The following is a 17,838-nucleotide window of genomic DNA, read 5'->3' as shown; positions in this document are numbered from 1 at the left end:
TGGAGGAAAGAACATGCGTGTATTCTATGATCGCGACTGCGATGTGAACCTGATCAAGGATCTCAAAGTTGCTATTCTCGGCTATGGCAGCCAGGGCCACGCCCATGCGCTGAACCTGCGCGACTCGGGCGCAAAAAACCTTGCCATCGCGCTGCGCGAAGGCTCGCCCTCGGCCAAGAAAGCCGAAGCAGAAGGTCTGGCCGTCATGGGCATCGCCGAAGCCGCTGCTTGGGCCGATGTTATCATGTTCGCCATGCCCGACGAACTGCAGGCCGAAACCTACAAGAAATATGTGCATGACAACCTGCGCGAAGGTGCAGCGATTGCCTTTGCCCACGGCCTGAACGTGCATTTCGGCCTGATCGAGCCGAAAGCCGGCGTCGATGTCATCATGATGGCGCCCAAAGGTCCGGGCCACACCGTGCGTGGCGAATACGTCAAAGGCGGCGGCGTGCCCTGCCTCTTCGCAGTCGAAACCGACGCAACCGGCCGCGCGCAAGACATCGCGCTGTCCTATTGCTCGGCCATCGGTGGCGGCCGCTCGGGCATCATCGAGACCAATTTCCGTCAGGAATGCGAAACCGACCTCTTCGGCGAGCAAGCCGTTCTCTGCGGCGGTCTGGTCGAACTGATCCGTTGCGGCTTCGAGACCCTCGTCGAGGCAGGCTACGAGCCGGAAATGGCCTATTTCGAGTGCCTGCACGAAGTGAAACTGATCGTCGACCTGATCTATGAGGGCGGTATCGCCACCATGGATTACTCGATCTCGAACACCGCCGAATACGGCCAATATGTCTCGGGCCCGCGCATCCTCCCCTACGAGGAAACCAAAGCCCGCATGAAAGCCGTCCTCACGGACATCCAGACCGGCAAATTCGTGCGTGACTTCATGCTCGAAAACTCGGTCGGTCAACCGACCCTCAAAGCGTCGCGCCGCGCCAATGACGAGCACCCGATCGAACAGACCGGTGCGAAACTGCGCGAGATGATGCCCTGGATCGGCAAAGGCAAGCTGGTCGACAAAGCGCGCAACTGATCGCGTCCGACCCGACCTGAAGGAAGGCACCCTCCGGGGTGCCTTTTTCCTTTCCGCCTTCCAGCGTCTCCAAATATCCCGGGGTGAATTGGCGCGAAGCGCCAAGAGGGGCAGCGCCCCTGCGACCGCGCCACAAATAAGCCCCCTATCGGGACGCGCTCCGCAAGCATTCGCTTGCCCAGCCCCTCCGGCCCGCCTATAAGGCCCCCATGACATTTTGTGACCACATCCTGCGAATTACCGGCCCGGCGCTCTGACGCGTCAGGGTAGCCGGGTGATGTGTGCCAGATGACGGGCAGGCACTGCGCCGCCCGACCGATCCCCTTCCAAGGATATGCTCCCTATGTGTGCCGACACGACCGACAAATCCGTCGATTACCACGATACCGTCTTCCTGCCCGAAACCGATTTCCCGATGCGCGCGGGCCTACCCCTGCGCGAGCCCGAATGGCTCGAGCGTTGGGCGAAGATCGGCATCTATGACCGGCTGCGCGAAAAAGCCCGGGGCCGCACCCCCTTCACGCTGCATGACGGCCCTCCCTATGCCAACGGGCATCTCCATATCGGCCACGCGCTGAACAAGGTGATCAAGGACATCATCACCCGTTCGCACCAGATGATGGGCCATGACGCGCGCTATGTTCCGGGCTGGGATTGCCACGGCCTGCCGATCGAATGGAAGATCGAGGAGCAATACCGCAAGGCCGGCAAGGACAAGGACGAGGTTCCGGTCATCGACTTCCGTCAGGAATGCCGCAAGTTTGCCGAAGGCTGGGTCGATATCCAGCGCGAGGAATTCAAGCGCCTTGGCGTTTACGGGAATTGGGACGACCCCTACCTGACCATGAATTTCCACGCCGAGCGCGTGATCGCGGAAGAGTTCATGACCTTCCTGATGAATGGCACGCTCTATCAGGGCTCGAAACCCGTGATGTGGTCGCCGGTCGAGAAGACCGCGCTGGCCGAGGCAGAGGTCGAATATCACGACCACACGAGCCACATGATCTGGGTCCGCTTCAAGCCCAAGGCCGATGTGCTGGACGGCGCTTCGGTCGTGATCTGGACCACCACGCCCTGGACCATCCCGCAAAACCGCGCAGTGGCCTATGGCCCGTCCATGTCCTACGGCCTCTACCGTGTGGATATTCCCGCCGAAAAATCCACGGCGGAAGCGGGCGAGCTGATCGTGCTGGCCGACAAGCTGGCCGATGATGTGATGAATTCCGCCAAGGTCGAGGGCTATTCGCGCATCCGCGATGTGGCGACTTCGGAATTCGAGGGCGTAATCCTCAACCACCCCTATGCGGGTGTCGAAGGCGCCAATGGCGAGTGGGATTACGATGTCCCCATGCTGCCGGGCGATCATGTGACCGATGATGCGGGCACGGGCTTTGTCCATACCGCGCCGTCGCATGGTGATGACGACTATCAGCTGGGCCTGAAATTCGGCCTCAAGATGACCTATAACATCGAGGCCGATGGCTCCTATCGCTCTGATCTGCCGCTCTTTGCCGGCATGAAGATCGTGGCCGATGATGGCAAGGACGGGCCCGCCAATGTGGAAAACATCAAGCAGCTGGCCTATGCTGGTGCGCTGCTGTCCAAGGGCAAGCTGAAGCACAGCTATCCGCATAGCTGGCGCTCGAAAGCGCCGCTGATCTATCGCAACACGCCGCAATGGTTTGCCGCGATCGATGCGAAGATGGAGGACGGCATGGGCACCTATGGTGACACCATCCGTCAGCGCGCGCTGAAATCCATCGAGGAACTGGTGACCTTCACCCCCGAGCGCGGCAAAAACCGCCTGCATTCGATGATCGAGACGCGCCCCGACTGGGTTCTGTCGCGTCAGCGCGCCTGGGGCGTGCCGCTCACCTGCTTCACCAAGGTCGGCGCCAAACCCGATGCCGAGGACTTCCTGCTGCGCAATGCGGAAGTGAATGCCCGCATCACCGCAGCCTTCGAGGAAAAAGGCGCCGATGTCTGGTATGAAGAGGGCTTCAAAGCCCGCGTGCTCGATGGCATCGTGAACCCCGAGGACTACAATCAGGTCTTCGACGTGCTGGATGTATGGTTCGACTCTGGGTCCACCCATGCCTTCGTGCTGCGCGACCGCGAGGATGGCACCCCCGATGGCATCGCGGATGTCTATCTGGAAGGCACCGACCAGCACCGTGGCTGGTTCCATTCCTCGCTCCTGCAGGCCTCGGCCACCAAGGGCCGTGCGCCCTATCGCAATGTGGTCACCCATGGGTTCACGCTGGATGAGAAGGGCATGAAAATGTCCAAATCCATCGGCAACACCGTCGCGCCGCAAGAGGTAATCTCGGAATATGGCGCCGATATCCTGCGTCTGTGGGTGGCACAGGCCGATTACACCGCCGACCAGCGGATCGGTCCGAAAATCCTCAAGGGCGTGGCTGATAGCTATCGCCGCCTGCGCAACACGCTGCGCTATATGCTCGGCGCGCTGAAGGATTTCGACGAGAGCGAGCGTCTGGATGTTTCGGAAATGCCCGAGCTCGAGCGCTTCATCCTGCACCGTCTGGCGGAGCTCGACACGGAAATCCAGGCAGATTACCGCGCCTTCAACTTCCAGTCCGTGTTCCAGAAGCTCTTCACCTTCTGCACGATCGAGCTGTCGGCCTTCCATTTCGACATCCGCAAGGACGCGCTCTATTGCGACCCGGCAGACAGCACCCGCCGCCGTGCCGCCCGCACGGTGATGGATATCCTGTTCCATCGCCTGACCACATGGCTCGCGCCGATCCTGCCATTTACGATGGAAGATGTCTGGCTGTCGCGCTTTGAGGGTGCGGAGGCCTCGGTCCATCTCGAGGACTTCCCCGAGACGCCTGCCGAGTGGCGCAATGCCGCACTGGCCCAGAAATGGGAGGCGATCCGCCGTGCCCGCCGTGCCGTGACCGCAGCCCTCGAGGTGCAGCGCCGCGACAAGGTGATCGGTGCCTCGCTCGAGGCGGCACCCGTTGTGCATGTGGAGGATGCGGAGCTTTTGGACGTGCTGAAAACAGTGCCCTTCGAGGATCTGTGCATCACCTCCGGCATCACGCTGACGGCGGATGCGGCCCCTGCCGAGGCCTTCCGCCTGCCCGATGTGGCGGGTGTGGCCGTGGTCTTCGAGATGGCCGAGGGCGAGAAATGCGAACGTTGCTGGCGCATCCTGCCGGATGTCGGCACGCACCAGCACGCCCATACCTGCAAACGCTGCAACGATGCGCTCGGCTAAATCGGGCTGTATGGCAAAACAAAACGGCGCCCCGATCGGGGCGCCGTTTTTCGTTGCTGCCTTGGAACAGGCCCGATCAGCTCCGGCTCACGCCCGCCAGAATCGCGGCAGGAACAGCACCAGCACCGACAGAAGCTCCAGCCGACCGAGAAACATGCCAAAGGACATCAGCCATTTGGCAGTTTCGGGGAAGCTTACGATTGAACCGTTGGCCGACACCTCCGGCCCCCAACATGGCCCGACATTGGCGATCGCCGTCCATGCAGCGGTAACCGCCGTGCGTGTTTCGAGCCCGGTCAGTGCCAGTGCAACGATCAGCAGGCCGAAGCTGAGAATGAAGAAGGAGAAGAACGCCATCACCGAGTTGACCACATCTTCCGTCACGGGATGCCCGTCATAGCGGATCAGCGTCACCCGATGCGGACTATAGAGGCGGCGCACCTGTGCCTTGATCGACTCGATCAGGATCAGATAGCGGAAGACCTTGACCGAACAGCCCGTCGAGGCGGTGCAGCCCCCAATCAGCCCGACAACGATCAGGATGACAAAAGCCAGATGCCCCCATTGGGTAACATCGACCGAGGAATAGCCCGTGCCGGTGAAGGTCGAGACGACGTTGAAAATCGTCTCGCGCAGCGTCGGCCAGAACGGATCCTCGTGGCGGAACAGGCGGTAGATGACGATGATCAGGATCGCGTAGAGATGCCAGCGAAGGAAGGCGCGCACCTGAGGATCACGCCAGATCGGACCGGCATCGCCTTTCACCAGCTGCACGAAACGGATGAACGGCATCGCCGCCAGTAGCATGAAGACCGAGGCCACATATTCGGGTGCCCCGAGGAACGCACCGAAGCTCTTGTCCTCGCTGGAAAAACCGCCTGTGGAGATGGTGGTCAGCGAATGCAGGATGGCATCATAGAAGCTCATCCCCGACAGCATGAACGCCCCGCAGCAGAGCACCGACAGCCCCAGATAGATACGGATCAGCGCGCGGGAAATCTCGCGGGCGCGCGGCAGCACCTTTCCCAGCGTATCGAAACCCTCGGAGCGGAAGAACTGCATGCCCCCGACCTTCATCACCGGCAAGAAGATCATCGCGACGATGATGATCCCGAGCCCCCCGAGCCATTGTAGGATCGCCCGCCAGAGATTGGCCGAATGGGGCAGATCGTCGAGCTTTGGGATAACCGTGGTGCCTGTCGTCGTCATCCCCGACATCGCCTCGAAATAGGCATCTGTGAACGAGAGATGCGGCGCCCCGATCATGAAAGGCAGCGCCCCCATTGCCGGCAGCGCCACCCAGACACCGCTGGTCAGCACGAAGCTCTGCCGCAGATCCAGCACCTGCCCCAGACTGTCATGGGCCGCCAGCGCCAGTAGCCCGCCGACGATCACACAGATCATCGCGCTCTCGGTGAAGGCCTGCCAGTTGGGGTCGCCGCGATACAGATCCAGCGCAGCCGGAATCAGCATGAAGATGCCCAGCGCGGTAATCAGAAGACCAATGATATAGCCCACCGGGCGCAAATCCGTCATGGCCTCTGCTTTGCCCGAAGCGCGCGTGCTGTCAATAGGCTGGCCGCTCCCGCCATGAGACGCGGTGTTTTGGATGCAAATTTCGGCAGTTCACGCCAGGCCTGCAAAAACTGGTCGTTTTGGTAAATAAAACTCTCCGGTTTTGCATATTCTCAAAGCCTCCACACTTGCGCCGCAGCGCGGCACCGCTAGGCTAGCCATAAGGAAGAGTAGGAGGAGTAAGGCGCTATGTTCGAGAAGATCCTTGTCGCCAACCGTGGCGAGATTGCCATTCGTGTTATGCGTGCAGCCAATGAGCTCGGCAAGAAGACGGTCGCCGTCTATGCCGAGGAGGACAAGCTGGGCCTGCACCGGTTCAAAGCCGATGAGGCCTATCAGATCGGCCGCGGCCTCAGCCCTGTGGGTGCCTATCTCGCCATCGACGAGATCATCCGTGTGGCAAAGCTGTCGGGGGCGGATGCGATCCATCCGGGCTACGGCCTTCTCTCCGAGAATCCCGATTTCGTCGAGGCCTGTGCGAAGAACGGCATCACCTTCATCGGCCCCAAGGCCGAGACGATGCGTGCGCTGGGCGACAAGGCCTCCGCACGCCGCGTGGCGATCAAGGCCGGTGTGCCGGTCATCCCCGCGACCGAGGTGCTGGGCGATGATTTCGATGCGATCAAGGCAGAGGCCGCCGAAATCGGCTATCCGTTGATGCTCAAAGCCTCGTGGGGCGGTGGCGGGCGCGGCATGCGTCCGATCAATGGCCCCGAGGAACTGGTCGAGAAGGTCCGCGAGGGCCGTCGTGAGGCCGAGGCCGCCTTCGGTAATGGCGAGGGATATCTCGAGAAGATGATCCTGCGCGCGCGCCATGTCGAGGTGCAGCTTCTGGGCGATACCCATGGCGGGCTCTATCACCTCTATGAACGCGACTGCACCGTGCAGCGCCGCAACCAGAAGGTCGTCGAGCGCGCCCCTGCCCCCTATCTCTCGGACGCCCAGCGCGAGGAGGTCTGCCAGCTGGCCCTGAAGATCGGTCAGGCGGTGGGCTACCAGAATGCGGGCACGGTCGAGTTCCTGATGGATATGGACAGCCAGGAGTTCTACTTTATCGAGGTCAATCCGCGCGTGCAGGTGGAACATACCGTCACCGAGGAGGTGACCGGCATCGATATCGTGCAGAGCCAGATCCGCATCGCCGAAGGCGCGACGCTGGCGGAAGCGACCGGCGTGGCGGCGCAGGAGGGCGTGCACCTTCTGGGCCATGCGATGCAGTGCCGCGTGACCACCGAGGATCCGCAGAACAACTTCATCCCCGATTATGGCCGCATTCAGGCCTATCGTTCGGCCACCGGTAACGGCATCCGTCTGGATGGCGGCACGGCCTATGCGGGTGGCGTGATCACCCGCTATTATGACAGCCTTCTGGTGAAGGTCACCGCACGCGCCGCGACGCCCGAACAGGCAATCGCGCGGATGGACCGTGCCCTGCGCGAATTCCGCGTGCGCGGTGTGTCCACCAATATCGATTTCGTCATCAACCTGCTCAAACATCCGACCTTCCTGGATATGAGCTACACGACGAAATTCATCGATACGACGCCGGACCTGTTCGATTTCAAATCCCGCGCCGACCGTGGCACCAAGATCCTGAACTACATTGCCGATATCACCGTCAACGGCCATCCCGAGACGGCAGGCCGCGCCAAGCCGCCAGCCGATGCCAAGCCCCCTGTCGTGCCGCAGCTTGACGGCACGGTAAAGCCCGGCACCCGTAATCTGCTGGAGGACCAAGGCCCGCAGGCCGTGGCGGACTGGATGAAGGCGCAGACGAAGCTGCTGCTGACCGATACCACCATGCGCGATGGCCACCAGTCGCTGCTGGCGACGCGCATGCGCTCGATCGATATGATCAAGGCGGCCCCCGTCTATGCGGCCAATCTGGGCGACCTCTTCTCGGTCGAATGCTGGGGCGGTGCGACGTTTGACGTGGCCTATCGGTTCTTGCAGGAATGCCCGTGGCAACGCCTGCGCGACATCCGTGCCGCCATGCCCAACGTGATGACGCAGATGCTGCTGCGCGCCTCTAACGGTGTGGGCTATACCAACTACCCCGATAATGTCGTGCAGTTCTTCGTGAAACAGGCCGCCACCTCGGGCGTGGATGTCTTCCGCGTCTTCGACAGCCTCAACTGGGTCGAGAATATGCGCGTCGCGATGGATGCGGTGATCGAGGCGAACAAGGTCTGCGAAGGCACGATCTGCTATACCGGCGATCTGCTGGATCCGGCGCGCTCGAAATATGACCTGAAATACTATGTCGGCATGGCCAAACAGCTTGAGGCCGCTGGTGCCCATGTTCTGGGGCTCAAGGATATGGCGGGGCTTCTCAAGCCCACACAGGCCGGAATGCTGGTGAAGGCACTGAAGGAAGAGGTCGGCCTGCCGATCCACTTCCACACCCATGACACCTCGGGCGTTGCCGGTGCGACCATTCTGGCGGCGGCAGAGGCCGGAGTGGATGCGGTCGATGCGGCGATGGATGCCTTCTCGGGCGGCACATCGCAGCCCTGTCTGGGCTCGATCGTGGAGGCTCTGCGCCATACCCCGCGCGACACGGGCCTGGATATCGAGACCATCCGCCGGATGTCGAACTATTGGGAAGCCGTGCGCACCCAGTATGCGGCTTTTGAATCAGGCATGCAGGCCCCCGCATCGGAGGTCTATCTGCACGAGATGCCCGGCGGCCAGTTCACCAACCTCAAGGCGCAGGCCCGTTCGCTCGGCCTCGAGGAACGCTGGCACGAGGTGGCGCAGGCCTATGCCGATGCCAACCAGATCTTCGGCGATATCGTGAAGGTGACCCCCTCCTCCAAGGTCGTGGGCGATATGGCGCTGATGATGGTGGCGCAGGGGCTGACCAAGTCCGATGTGCTCGATCCCAAGCGCGAGATGTCCTTCCCCGATTCTGTGGTGGACATGCTGCGCGGCAATCTGGGCCAGCCGCCCGGAGGCTGGCCGGAAGCGATCTCGAAAAAAGTGCTCAAGGACGAGCGCGCCTCGACGGAGCGTCCCGGTGCGCATCTGCCCGCGGTCGATCTCGAGGACACCCGCGCCAAGGTTTCCGAGGAGCTGGATGGCAAGGAGATTGATGACGAGGATCTCGCCGCCTATCTGATGTATCCCAAGGTCTTCACCGATTATGCCCGCCGCCACGAGACCTATGGTCCCGTGCGCGCGCTGCCCACGCCCGTCTTCTTCTACGGGATGGAACCCGCCGACGAGATCTCGGTCGAGATCGGCGCGGGCAAGACGATGGAGATCCGCTATCAGACGGCCAGCGAAACCGACGAGAAAGGCGATGTAAAGGTCTTCTTCGAACTCAACGGCCAGCCGCGTGCGGTGCGCGTGCCCAACCGTGCCGTGAAAGCGGCCACCAAGGCCGCGCCCAAGGCCGATGCGGGTAATCCGAACCATATCGGCGCACCCATGCCGGGGGTTGTCGCCTCCATTGCGGTCAGCGCGGGCCAGAAGGTCAATCCGGGTGACCAGCTGCTGACCATCGAGGCGATGAAGATGGAGACAGGTCTATCGGCCGATCGTGCGGCCACGGTGAAGGCCGTGCATGTCACACCCGGCGCGCAGATTGACGCCAAGGACCTGCTGATCGAGCTGGAATAACAAAAAGGGCGCCGCAAGGCGCCCTTCTTCATTTTCTCTCGCAAAACAGCGGGGAAGCGATACTCAGAGCTTGTCGAAGAACTTGTCGACTTCGGTTTTCGCTTCCTCTTTGGTCTTGCCGTATTTCTGCTGGATCAGCCCTTCGAGCTTCTCACGGTCGCCTTCGGCCTGCGTGATCTCGTCGTCGGTCAGCTTGCCCCACTGGGCCTTGACCGATCCGGAAAGCTCTTTCCATTTGCCTTGGATCATATCGGTATTCATAGCAGTACCTCCGTAATCTCGCGCATCTTGCGCGGTTCACTGGGATAACGTCGAAGCCGTGATACGGTTCCGCCGGGGCCTGCCCACTTCTGATGCGCCACCCTGATCAGGGCGCTGCGGGATCACCGCACGATTCGGCGCGCAAACACGAATTTCCCCGCCCGATCCGGCGGGCAGCGGTGGCTGCACGATGTAACCCCCCCGGCCTTCTGGTGTATTTCCCTGTCTGGCTTCACCCGAGCGATAGGCATCGGAAAGAAAAATCATAATTCCGGTTTTTTCCTCTTGCAGGGTCCAGCTCTATCCCTTAAATCGCCCCTCACCGAAACGGTGCGGGCGTAGCTCAGGGGTAGAGCATAACCTTGCCAAGGTTAGGGTCGGGCGTTCGAATCGCCTCGCCCGCTCCAATTCGGTGAATACCCAGCCTCGTAAGAGGTTTTGTCGTGAAGTGCGGGCGTAGCTCAGGGGTAGAGCATAACCTTGCCAAGGTTAGGGTCGGGCGTTCGAATCGCCTCGCCCGCTCCACGACAACAACATAGCTCGGTGCGGGCGTAGCTCAGGGGTAGAGCATAACCTTGCCAAGGTTAGGGTCGGGCGTTCGAATCGCCTCGCCCGCTCCAATCAAAAGACCTCCCTCGCGGGAGGTTTTTTGTTTTTGCGCCATTCCTATCCGCCATGGTTCCGCTCGCCCCTTGGCAAGGACCGATCCCCCGCCCTATAAGGCCCCCAAGACAACAAGGGACAGGCCCATGCGCAAGGCGACCATCACCCGCAAGACCCATGAGACCGCGATCGAGGTCACCGTCGATCTGGACGGCACCGGTGTCTATGACAACCAGACCGGCGTCGGCTTCTTCGACCATATGCTGGACCAGCTTTCGCGGCACTCGCTGATCGACATGACGATCCGCGCCAAGGGCGATTATCACATCGATGATCACCACACGGTCGAGGATGTGGGGATAGCATTGGGTCAGGCGCTGACGCAGGCTCTGGGCGACAAGAAGGGCATCAACCGCTACGGCCATTTCGCGCTGGCAATGGATGACACGCAGGTGCGTGCGGCGCTCGATCTCTCGGCCCGCCCCTATCTGGTGTGGAACCTGCCCTTCCCGACCGCCAAGATCGGCACATTCGACACCGAGTTGGTGCGCGAGTTCTTCCAAGGGCTCTCGACCCATGGCGGGGTCACGCTGCATGTCGATCTGGTGCATGGTATCAACAGCCACCATATCGCCGAAGCCGCCTTCAAATCGGTCGCGCGCGCCCTGCGCATGGCGGTCGAAACCGACCCGCGCATGGCAAGCTCTCTGCCCTCGACCAAAGGGGCGCTGTGATGACCCTGACCGCACTTGTCGATTACGATAGCGGCAACCTGCATTCGGCGCAGAAAGCCTTCGAGCGGATGGCGCGCGAGACCGATGCGGGCACGATCGTCGTGACTTCGGACCCCGATGTGGTGGCCAAAGCCGACCGTATCGTGCTGCCGGGTGACGGGGCGTTTCCGTCCTGCCGCGCGGCGCTGAGCCATTTCACGGGGCTTTACGAGGTGATCTCGGAGGGCGTTACCGCTGGCAAACCCTTCATGGGGATCTGTATCGGCATGCAGATGCTGGCGACCCGCGGGCTGGAATTCAGCGAGACCCAAGGCTTTGGCTGGATCCCGGGCGAGGTGGTGAAGATCACCCCTGCAGATACCGCGCTGAAGGTGCCGCATATGGGCTGGAACGATCTGGTGATCGATCATGCGCATCCTGTCTTCGACGGCGTGAAGACCGGCGATCACGCCTATTTCGTCCATAGCTACCATTTCCGCGTCGAGGATCCGGCACACCGGCTGGCACATGTGGATTATGCGGGCGATGTGACGGCGATCGTTGGGCGCGACAATATCATCGGCACCCAGTTCCATCCCGAGAAAAGCCAGGCCACCGGCCTGCGTATCATTGCCAATTTCCTCGGCTGGAAGCCGTAACTACCGGAGACGACCATGATCCTCTATCCCGCCATCGACCTCAAAGACGGCCAATGCGTGCGCCTTCTTCATGGTGACATGGACAAGGCCACCGTCTTTGGCGATGACCCGGCCGCACAGGCCGCGAAATTCGAGGCCGCAGGCTGCGAATGGGTGCATCTGGTGGACCTCAACGGCGCCTTTGCCGGCGAGCCGGTGAATGCTGCAGCCGTCGAGGCGATCCTTGCGCGTATCAAGGTCCCCGCCCAGCTGGGTGGGGGTATCCGCGATATGGCCACCATCGAGCGCTGGCTGTCGAAGGGCCTCTCGCGCGTGATCCTCGGCACCGTGGCGGTGGAAAACCCCGATCTGGTGCGCGAGGCGGCAAAAGCCTTCCCCGGCCAGGTGGCTGTGGGGATCGATGCGCGCAATGGCCGCGTGGCGACAAAGGGCTGGGCCGAGGAGACCGATGTGATGGTCACCGATCTGGCGAAGAGCTTCGAGGATGCGGGGGTGGCCGCGATCATCTATACCGATATCATGCGCGATGGCGCGATGGGCGGCCCGAATATCGAGGCGACCGAGGCGCTGGCGCGCGCTGTGTCGATCCCCGTGATCGCATCCGGCGGCGTCTCGTCGCTGGCGGATCTTGTCGCGCTGCGCGATACCGGCGTGATCTCGGGTGCGATCTCGGGGCGGGCGATCTATGATGGTGCGCTGGATCTCTCGAGTGCGCTTTCGGCCCTGAAAGGCTAAGGGGCTCTGCCCCCTCTTGGGCCCCGGAAAGGGGCCCAATTCACCCCCGGGATATTTCCGGACGCTGGAAATCCGAGGGGCTGCAAGATGGCGCGAAAGGAGCGCGAGACATGCTGAAGACGCGGATTATTCCCTGTTTGGACGTGGCCGACGGGCGCGTGGTGAAGGGCGTCAATTTCGTCAATCTGGTGGATGCGGGCGACCCTGTGGAGGCGGCCAAAGCCTATGATGCGGCGGGCGCGGACGAGCTGTGCTTTCTGGATATCCATGCCACCCACGAGAACCGTGGCACGATGTATGATCTGGTGCGTCGCACCGCCGAGCAGTGTTTCATGCCGCTGACCGTGGGCGGCGGCGTGCGCAGCCATGAGGATGTGCGTAAGCTGCTGCTCGCAGGGGCCGATAAGGTCTCGTTCAACTCGGCCGCCGTCAATGATCCGGATGTTATCGCGGCCTCGGCCGACCGCTTCGGCAGCCAGTGCATCGTCTGCGCCATTGACGCCAAGACGGTAGAGCCCGGCCGCTGGGAAATTTTCACCCATGGAGGGCGCAAGCCCACCGGTATCGATGCGGTGGAATTTGCCCGCACGGTGGCGGCCAAGGGCGCGGGCGAGATTCTCCTGACCTCGATGGATCGGGACGGCACGCGGGCGGGGTTCAATCTACCGCTTACGAAGGCCATTTCCGATGCGGTGGATGTGCCGGTGATCGCCTCGGGCGGGGTGGGCACTCTGGACCATCTGGTGGAAGGGGTGACCAAGGGCGGCGCGAGTGCGGTGCTGGCGGCCTCGATCTTCCATTTTGGCGATTATACGATTGGCGAGGCCAAAGAGCATATGGCGCGCGCCGGTATTCCGATGAGGCTTGCATGAACACGCTCGAGAAACTTTACGACACCGTTGCCTCACGCAAGGGCGCCGATCCGGAAACCTCCTGGACGGCAAAACTGTTTGCCAAAGGTCCCGAGAAATGCGCCGAGAAATTCGGCGAGGAAGCCGTAGAGGCAATCATCGAGGCGGTAAAGGGCGACAAGGCGCGGCTGACCTCGGAGGCGGCCGATACGCTCTACCATCTGATGGTGATGCTGGCCGCGCGCGATGTAACGCTGGCCGATGTGTTTGCCGAGCTGGAGCGCCGCGAAGGCACCTCTGGCATTGCCGAAAAGGCCGCGCGCCCCAAATGAGCCTGACGGGGGCGTGATTTGCCCCTTGGCGCAACCGGTATAGGATCAGACCCATGTTCAAATCGCTTCTCGCGGCCCTGTCCGCCCCCGAACCCGATCCGCTGAATACCGATGATTGCGAGCTGGCGCTGGCCGCGCTTCTGGTGCGGCTCGCCCGTGCAGATGAGGCCTATACCGAGGAAGAGCGCGAACGGATCGGGCGTGTGCTCGTCGGGCGCGGGTTCTCGGCGGAAGACGCCCGGGCTTTGCGCAAGGATGCCGAGGAGCTGGAGGCGCAGGCGCCCGATACCGTGCGCTTCACCCGCGCGCTCAAGGAAAAAGTTCCCTATGGCGACCGTGCTTCGATTCTCGAGGCACTGTGGGAGGTTGCGCTGGCTGATGGAGAACGCGACGCCGATGAGGACGCGCTGATCCGCCTGACGTCCAAACTTCTGGGCATCACCGATGTTGATTCCGCCCTCGCCCGTCAGCGGGTGGAAGAGCGGCACGCGGCCCTGTCGGAGAACGCCCCCTCTACAGGCCAAACCAAAGGCCCCTGGGGCGCGTGATTGGCGCGTAAATCTTGAGCGCTTGGCTGACCGGCCGGTAAAATTCGACCAATCGGTCGATACGGGATTGCCTCATGGGGCCTCTTTGCTACATTTTAGGGCAAAGATGCTACCCAAAGAAGGTCTCCGTGACAGTTCCTACCCGTTCCTCCAGTGCCGAACCCGTGATCGAAATCCGTGATCTCTACAAGAGTTACGGCGAGCTGGAAGTTCTCAAGGGCGTTTCAATCAAGGCACACCAGGGCGATGTCGTCTCCCTGATCGGATCCTCGGGCTCGGGCAAATCCACTCTCCTGCGGTGCTGCAACCTTCTGGAAGACAGCCAGAAGGGCGAAATCCTGTTCAAGGGTGAAAGCGTAGGGTGGCGCGGCACGGGCCTTGCGCGGCGTCCATCGGACCGCGCCCAGGTCACGCGGCTGCGCACGAATCTCTCGATGGTGTTTCAGCAGTTTAATCTGTGGTCCCATATGAGCGTCCTGCAGAATGTCATGGAAGCGCCGGTCACCGTGCTCGGGCGCGACCCCAAGGAGGTCGAGCCGCTGGCGCGGGACTATCTGGCCAAGGTCGGCATTGGCGATAAATGCGACGCATGGCCCGCCCAGCTGTCGGGGGGCCAGCAGCAACGCGCGGCGATCGCGCGGGCGCTGTGCATGCAGCCCGAGGCGCTTCTGCTCGACGAGCCGACCTCCGCGCTCGACCCCGAATTGCAGCAGGAAGTGGTGAAGGTCATCAAGGAACTGGCCTCCGAGCACCGCACGATGATTCTGGTGACCCATGATATGCGGCTGGCCCGCGATGTGTCCGACCATGTCGTGTTCCTGCATCAGGGCAAATTGCTGGAGGAAGGACCGCCCGAGGAGATCTTCGGCGCGCCCAGATCCGAGCGGCTGCAACAGTTCCTGTCGGCCACCGCGCCGGCATAACCACCCAAAACAGATCAACAAACAGAACTCACAGGGGAATTCTCATGAAAAAACTGCTTATGGCTGCCAGCGCAATGACGCTTTGTGCCACGGCTGCTCTGGCACAGGATGTCGTGCGTATGGGGACCGAGGGCGCCTACCCTCCCTATAACTATATCGACGATAACGGTCAGGTTGCGGGCTACGAGCGCGAGCTGGGCGACGAACTGTGCGCACGCGCCGAGCTGACCTGCGAATGGGTCACCAATGACTGGGATTCGATCATCCCGAACCTTCTGTCGGGCAACTATGACACCATCATGGCCGGCATGAACATCACCAAAGAACGTGCCGAGACCATCGCTTTCACCGAGAACTACACCCCGCCGGCGGCCTCCAAATATATGGCGCTCGATGAGGGCGTGGATCTGAAAGGCGCGATCGTGGCTGCGCAGGTGAACACGCTGCAATCGGAATATGTGGCCGGTGCAGGCGAGACGCTGGCCGAATACGCCACCCTCGACGATGCGGTTGCTGCCGTGCGCAATGGCGAAGCCGATGCGGTGTTTGCCGATTATGATGCGCTCAAGCCCTTTGCCGAGGAAGGCGATCTGAAATGGGTCGGTGATGACGTGCAGCTGGGTGATGGCGTCGGCATGGGGCTGCGCCAGTCCGATACCGAGCTGAAAGACAAGTTCAACAAGGCCATTGAATCGATGAAAGCCGATGGCACGCTGAATGACCTGATCACCAAATATTTCGGCGAAGACGCCCAACACTACTAAGGAGCAGCGGGCGGGTCTATCCCGCCCCTCTTATTCCCGATGTTCGACAGCTGCACCGACCCTTCCGCACTTTCCGGCCTTGGCTGGCTTCTGTGCTATCTGACCACCGGCAAACACCTGATGTTCTATGCCTCGTTCGGCACGGTTCTGGCATTGCTGGTCATTACCGCTCCCCTCGCCCTTGCCTTCGGCTTCGGCGGTGCGCTGGCGGCGCGCTCGAACATCTTGCCGCTGAGGATCTTTGGCAAGGCCTATACCGCGATGGTGCGCGGTGTGCCCGATATCATCTTCTTCCTCTTCGTTCCGATCGCCCTCGATCAGGGGCTGGAATATATCCGCCACGTCACGCTCTGCCCTGACTGGACAGAGCCCGTGCGGCAGAACATGAACTTCCTCGTCTGTCCCGCCGCCAAACTGCCGCCCAATTCCGCGCCTCAGATCTGGCACGAGATCTACGGCTTCATCCTTGCCGTGGTGGCCTTCGCGGTGGTGTTCGGGGCCTTTGCCTCGAATGTGCTCTTTGGCGCGATGAAGGCCGTGCCGCGCGCGCAGCTTGAAACCGGTGAGGCCTATGGTATGAGCCCGCGCCAGATCACGCGGCGTATCCTGATCCCGCAGATGTGGGTCTATGCGATGCCGGGCCTGTCAAACCTGTGGATGATCCTGATCAAGGCGACGCCCCTCCTGTTCCTGCTGGGTGTCGAGGATATCGTCTATTGGGCGCGCGAGCTGGGCGCCACCAAATCCGGTATCTATGACTATCCCCATCCCGACTGGCGCATCTGGTATTTCCTCGCCCTTCTGGTCTTCTACCTGCTGATGACGAAAATCTCCGAATGGGCATTCGCCCGCATCAATGCGCGGCTTTCGCGCGGTCAGGCCACACTGGCAGGCGAAAAAATGCGAAAGGCCGCAGCATGAGCGACAGCTGCATTCAGATCATCCAGGATTACGGGCTGCGTTCCATCGGGCTGGGCGAGCGTGCCCTGCCCCGCACCGATTTCACCCTGTGCCACGAATTCACCCTGATCGGCTCCGGCATGATCTGGAATATCTATTTCGGGGTGTTGGCGCTGGCTTTCGGTTTCCTGTTTTCCACAGCCCTCGCGCTTGGCAAGAATTCGGAAACACTGTGGCTGCGCAAACCGGCAGACTGGTTCGTCTTCCTGTTTCGCGGCTCGCCCTTGTTCATCCAGTTCTTTCTGGCCTATGAGCTGCTCAGCGCCCTGCCCCGCAGCGGGTTCGACGTGCTGGGGATCACCATCGAGACCTCGTGGGTGACGCGCGCCTGGGCAGGGGCGACCTTGGTGCTGTTTCTCAACACCTCCGCCTATGCCGCCGAGATCTTCTACGGCGCGCTCCGCTCGGTGCCCAAGGGCGATATGGAGGCGGCCGATGCCTATGGGTTCTCGGGCTGGAAGAAATTCCGCAAGATCACATGGCCTACGATGCTGCGGCTTGCATGGCCCTCCTATACCAACGAGGCGATCTTCCTGTTCCATTCGACGGCGCTGGTGTTCTTCTCGGGCTTCCCGGCCTTCCGTCAGGAAGGTGATGCGCTCTATTATGCAAGCTACATTGCCGACAAGACTTTCAATCCCTTCGTGGCCTATCCGATTGCGGCGTTCTATTTCGTCTGCCTGACCCTGATCGTGATCTCGGTCTTCGGACTGATCAATCGCCGGCTGAACCGCCATATGCCGGGTGCGGTGGGCAAATTGAAGATTCGTCCGAATCTCATCCGGTAATCACAATATATAAAACACAACCTGCGGCTTTTGCGCTGCATTAAACAGGACCGTAGCCCATGGCGGCTGCGGTTTCGAATTCGTGGCATCTGATTAAATAGCAACCAGGAAACGGTGGGATTCGATTAATATATACGCCAAAAGAAAACAAAATAATTTAAGCAGGCTCAAATAAGACAGAATATATGCGGATATATGCTGTGTAGTGTTTAATATATT

At 61.3% G+C, this 17,838-nt stretch carries 15 protein-coding genes and 3 tRNA genes; 16 read left to right on the top strand and 2 right to left on the bottom strand.

The window, feature by feature from the left end; all coding sequences use genetic code 11:
* The first annotated feature begins 13 nt into the window (after positions 1 to 13).
* Positions 14 to 1,036 carry a ketol-acid reductoisomerase gene (gene ilvC, locus ABEB22_RS09460; protein ID WP_339113145.1) on the top strand — a complete coding sequence of 341 codons (1,023 nt, stop codon included), beginning with the start codon at positions 14 to 16 and terminating at the stop codon, positions 1,034 to 1,036.
* A 343-nt stretch (positions 1,037 to 1,379) separates the two neighbouring features.
* On the top strand, positions 1,380 to 4,283 hold the full coding sequence (gene ileS / locus ABEB22_RS09455) for an isoleucine--tRNA ligase (RefSeq protein WP_406870151.1): 2,904 nt from the start codon (positions 1,380 to 1,382) through the stop codon (positions 4,281 to 4,283).
* A gap of 87 nt (positions 4,284 to 4,370) precedes the next feature.
* On the opposite strand, the gene ABEB22_RS09450 is transcribed toward ileS, so the two are convergent.
* Positions 4,371 to 5,819: a TrkH family potassium uptake protein gene (locus ABEB22_RS09450; RefSeq protein WP_339113147.1), complete on the bottom strand. Its 1,449-nt coding sequence runs from the start codon at positions 5,817 to 5,819 to the stop codon at positions 4,371 to 4,373.
* Positions 5,820 to 6,047: 228 nt separating this feature from the next.
* Between ABEB22_RS09450 and ABEB22_RS09445 the strand changes: the two genes are divergently transcribed.
* Positions 6,048 to 9,482: a pyruvate carboxylase gene (locus tag ABEB22_RS09445; protein WP_406870150.1), complete on the top strand. Its 3,435-nt coding sequence runs from the start codon at positions 6,048 to 6,050 to the stop codon at positions 9,480 to 9,482.
* 63 nt (positions 9,483 to 9,545) lie between these two features.
* Here the strand turns inward: ABEB22_RS09445 and ABEB22_RS09440 are convergent, their stop codons facing one another.
* Positions 9,546 to 9,743, bottom strand: a complete 198-nt coding sequence (locus tag ABEB22_RS09440) for a CsbD family protein (protein WP_339113149.1) — start codon at positions 9,741 to 9,743, stop codon at positions 9,546 to 9,548.
* A gap of 332 nt (positions 9,744 to 10,075) precedes the next feature.
* On the opposite strand from ABEB22_RS09440, the gene ABEB22_RS09435 reads away from it, so the two are divergent.
* The 13 genes from ABEB22_RS09435 to ABEB22_RS09375 all read left to right on the top strand — a co-directional run bounded on the left by ABEB22_RS09435 (position 10,076) and on the right by ABEB22_RS09375 (position 17,619).
* Positions 10,076 to 10,150 (top strand) — tRNA-Gly (locus tag ABEB22_RS09435).
* A 43-nt stretch (positions 10,151 to 10,193) separates the two neighbouring features.
* Positions 10,194 to 10,268, top strand: a tRNA-Gly gene (locus ABEB22_RS09430).
* A gap of 20 nt (positions 10,269 to 10,288) precedes the next feature.
* Positions 10,289 to 10,363 (top strand) — tRNA-Gly (locus tag ABEB22_RS09425).
* Between the two features lie 129 nt (positions 10,364 to 10,492).
* Positions 10,493 to 11,080 (top strand): imidazoleglycerol-phosphate dehydratase HisB, encoded by a 588-nt coding sequence (gene hisB / locus ABEB22_RS09420; protein ID WP_339113150.1) that lies wholly within the window; start codon positions 10,493 to 10,495, stop codon positions 11,078 to 11,080.
* Entirely contained in the window at positions 11,080 to 11,718 is a 639-nt protein-coding gene (gene hisH, locus ABEB22_RS09415) for an imidazole glycerol phosphate synthase subunit HisH (protein ID WP_406870149.1), read from the top strand. The genes hisB and hisH overlap by 1 nt, the downstream gene beginning before the upstream one ends.
* Positions 11,719 to 11,733: 15 nt before the next feature.
* Complete coding sequence (gene hisA / locus ABEB22_RS09410; protein ID WP_339113152.1) at positions 11,734 to 12,453, top strand: 1-(5-phosphoribosyl)-5-[(5-phosphoribosylamino)methylideneamino]imidazole-4-carboxamide isomerase; 720 nt, start codon at positions 11,734 to 11,736, stop codon at positions 12,451 to 12,453.
* A 110-nt stretch (positions 12,454 to 12,563) separates the two neighbouring features.
* Entirely contained in the window at positions 12,564 to 13,325 is a 762-nt protein-coding gene (hisF, locus tag ABEB22_RS09405; RefSeq protein WP_339113153.1) for an imidazole glycerol phosphate synthase subunit HisF, read from the top strand.
* Positions 13,322 to 13,636 (top strand): phosphoribosyl-ATP diphosphatase, encoded by a 315-nt coding sequence (locus ABEB22_RS09400; protein ID WP_339113154.1) that lies wholly within the window; start codon positions 13,322 to 13,324, stop codon positions 13,634 to 13,636. Before hisF ends, ABEB22_RS09400 begins: the two co-directional genes overlap by 4 nt.
* A 53-nt stretch (positions 13,637 to 13,689) precedes the next feature.
* Positions 13,690 to 14,184, top strand: a complete 495-nt coding sequence (locus ABEB22_RS09395) for a TerB family tellurite resistance protein (RefSeq protein WP_339113155.1) — start codon at positions 13,690 to 13,692, stop codon at positions 14,182 to 14,184.
* Positions 14,185 to 14,312: 128 nt separating this feature from the next.
* The gene (locus tag ABEB22_RS09390) at positions 14,313 to 15,107 is read left to right on the top strand and encodes an ABC transporter ATP-binding protein (RefSeq protein ID WP_406870148.1); all 795 of its coding nucleotides are present in this window, start codon (positions 14,313 to 14,315) and stop codon (positions 15,105 to 15,107) included.
* Positions 15,108 to 15,151: 44 nt separating this feature from the next.
* Positions 15,152 to 15,871 (top strand): transporter substrate-binding domain-containing protein, encoded by a 720-nt coding sequence (locus ABEB22_RS09385; RefSeq protein WP_339113157.1) that lies wholly within the window; start codon positions 15,152 to 15,154, stop codon positions 15,869 to 15,871.
* Between the two features lie 39 nt (positions 15,872 to 15,910).
* Complete coding sequence (locus ABEB22_RS09380) at positions 15,911 to 16,792, top strand: ABC transporter permease subunit (protein WP_339113158.1); 882 nt, start codon at positions 15,911 to 15,913, stop codon at positions 16,790 to 16,792.
* Entirely contained in the window at positions 16,789 to 17,619 is an 831-nt protein-coding gene (locus ABEB22_RS09375) for an ABC transporter permease subunit (protein ID WP_339113159.1), read from the top strand. The genes ABEB22_RS09380 and ABEB22_RS09375 overlap by 4 nt, the downstream gene beginning before the upstream one ends.
* Positions 17,620 to 17,838 lie beyond the last annotated feature (219 nt).

This window comes from Thioclava sp. 'Guangxiensis' (assembly GCF_045348365.1).
GTDB lineage: Bacteria > Pseudomonadota > Alphaproteobacteria > Rhodobacterales > Rhodobacteraceae > Thioclava > Thioclava kandeliae.
This window is presented reverse-complemented; position numbering and strand designations above follow the sequence as displayed.

What these genes read in the sequence shown, in the direction of transcription:
- hisB (WP_339113150.1), top strand. Translation starts at nt 10,493, where the DNA reads ATGCGCAAGGCGACCATCACCCGCAAGACCCATGAGACCGCGATCGAG.
- ileS (WP_406870151.1), top strand. Translation starts at nt 1,380, where the DNA reads ATGTGTGCCGACACGACCGACAAATCCGTCGATTACCACGATACCGTC.
- ABEB22_RS09380 (WP_339113158.1), top strand. Translation starts at nt 15,911, where the DNA reads ATGTTCGACAGCTGCACCGACCCTTCCGCACTTTCCGGCCTTGGCTGG.
- ABEB22_RS09450 (WP_339113147.1), bottom strand. Translation starts at nt 5,819, where the DNA reads ATGACGGATTTGCGCCCGGTGGGCTATATCATTGGTCTTCTGATTACC.
- ABEB22_RS09440 (WP_339113149.1), bottom strand. Translation starts at nt 9,743, where the DNA reads ATGAATACCGATATGATCCAAGGCAAATGGAAAGAGCTTTCCGGATCG.
- ABEB22_RS09375 (WP_339113159.1), top strand. Translation starts at nt 16,789, where the DNA reads ATGAGCGACAGCTGCATTCAGATCATCCAGGATTACGGGCTGCGTTCC.
- ABEB22_RS09400 (WP_339113154.1), top strand. Translation starts at nt 13,322, where the DNA reads ATGAACACGCTCGAGAAACTTTACGACACCGTTGCCTCACGCAAGGGC.
- ABEB22_RS09385 (WP_339113157.1), top strand. Translation starts at nt 15,152, where the DNA reads ATGAAAAAACTGCTTATGGCTGCCAGCGCAATGACGCTTTGTGCCACG.
- hisH (WP_406870149.1), top strand. Translation starts at nt 11,080, where the DNA reads ATGACCCTGACCGCACTTGTCGATTACGATAGCGGCAACCTGCATTCG.
- ABEB22_RS09445 (WP_406870150.1), top strand. Translation starts at nt 6,048, where the DNA reads ATGTTCGAGAAGATCCTTGTCGCCAACCGTGGCGAGATTGCCATTCGT.
- ilvC (WP_339113145.1), top strand. Translation starts at nt 14, where the DNA reads ATGCGTGTATTCTATGATCGCGACTGCGATGTGAACCTGATCAAGGAT.
- hisA (WP_339113152.1), top strand. Translation starts at nt 11,734, where the DNA reads ATGATCCTCTATCCCGCCATCGACCTCAAAGACGGCCAATGCGTGCGC.
- ABEB22_RS09395 (WP_339113155.1), top strand. Translation starts at nt 13,690, where the DNA reads ATGTTCAAATCGCTTCTCGCGGCCCTGTCCGCCCCCGAACCCGATCCG.
- hisF (WP_339113153.1), top strand. Translation starts at nt 12,564, where the DNA reads ATGCTGAAGACGCGGATTATTCCCTGTTTGGACGTGGCCGACGGGCGC.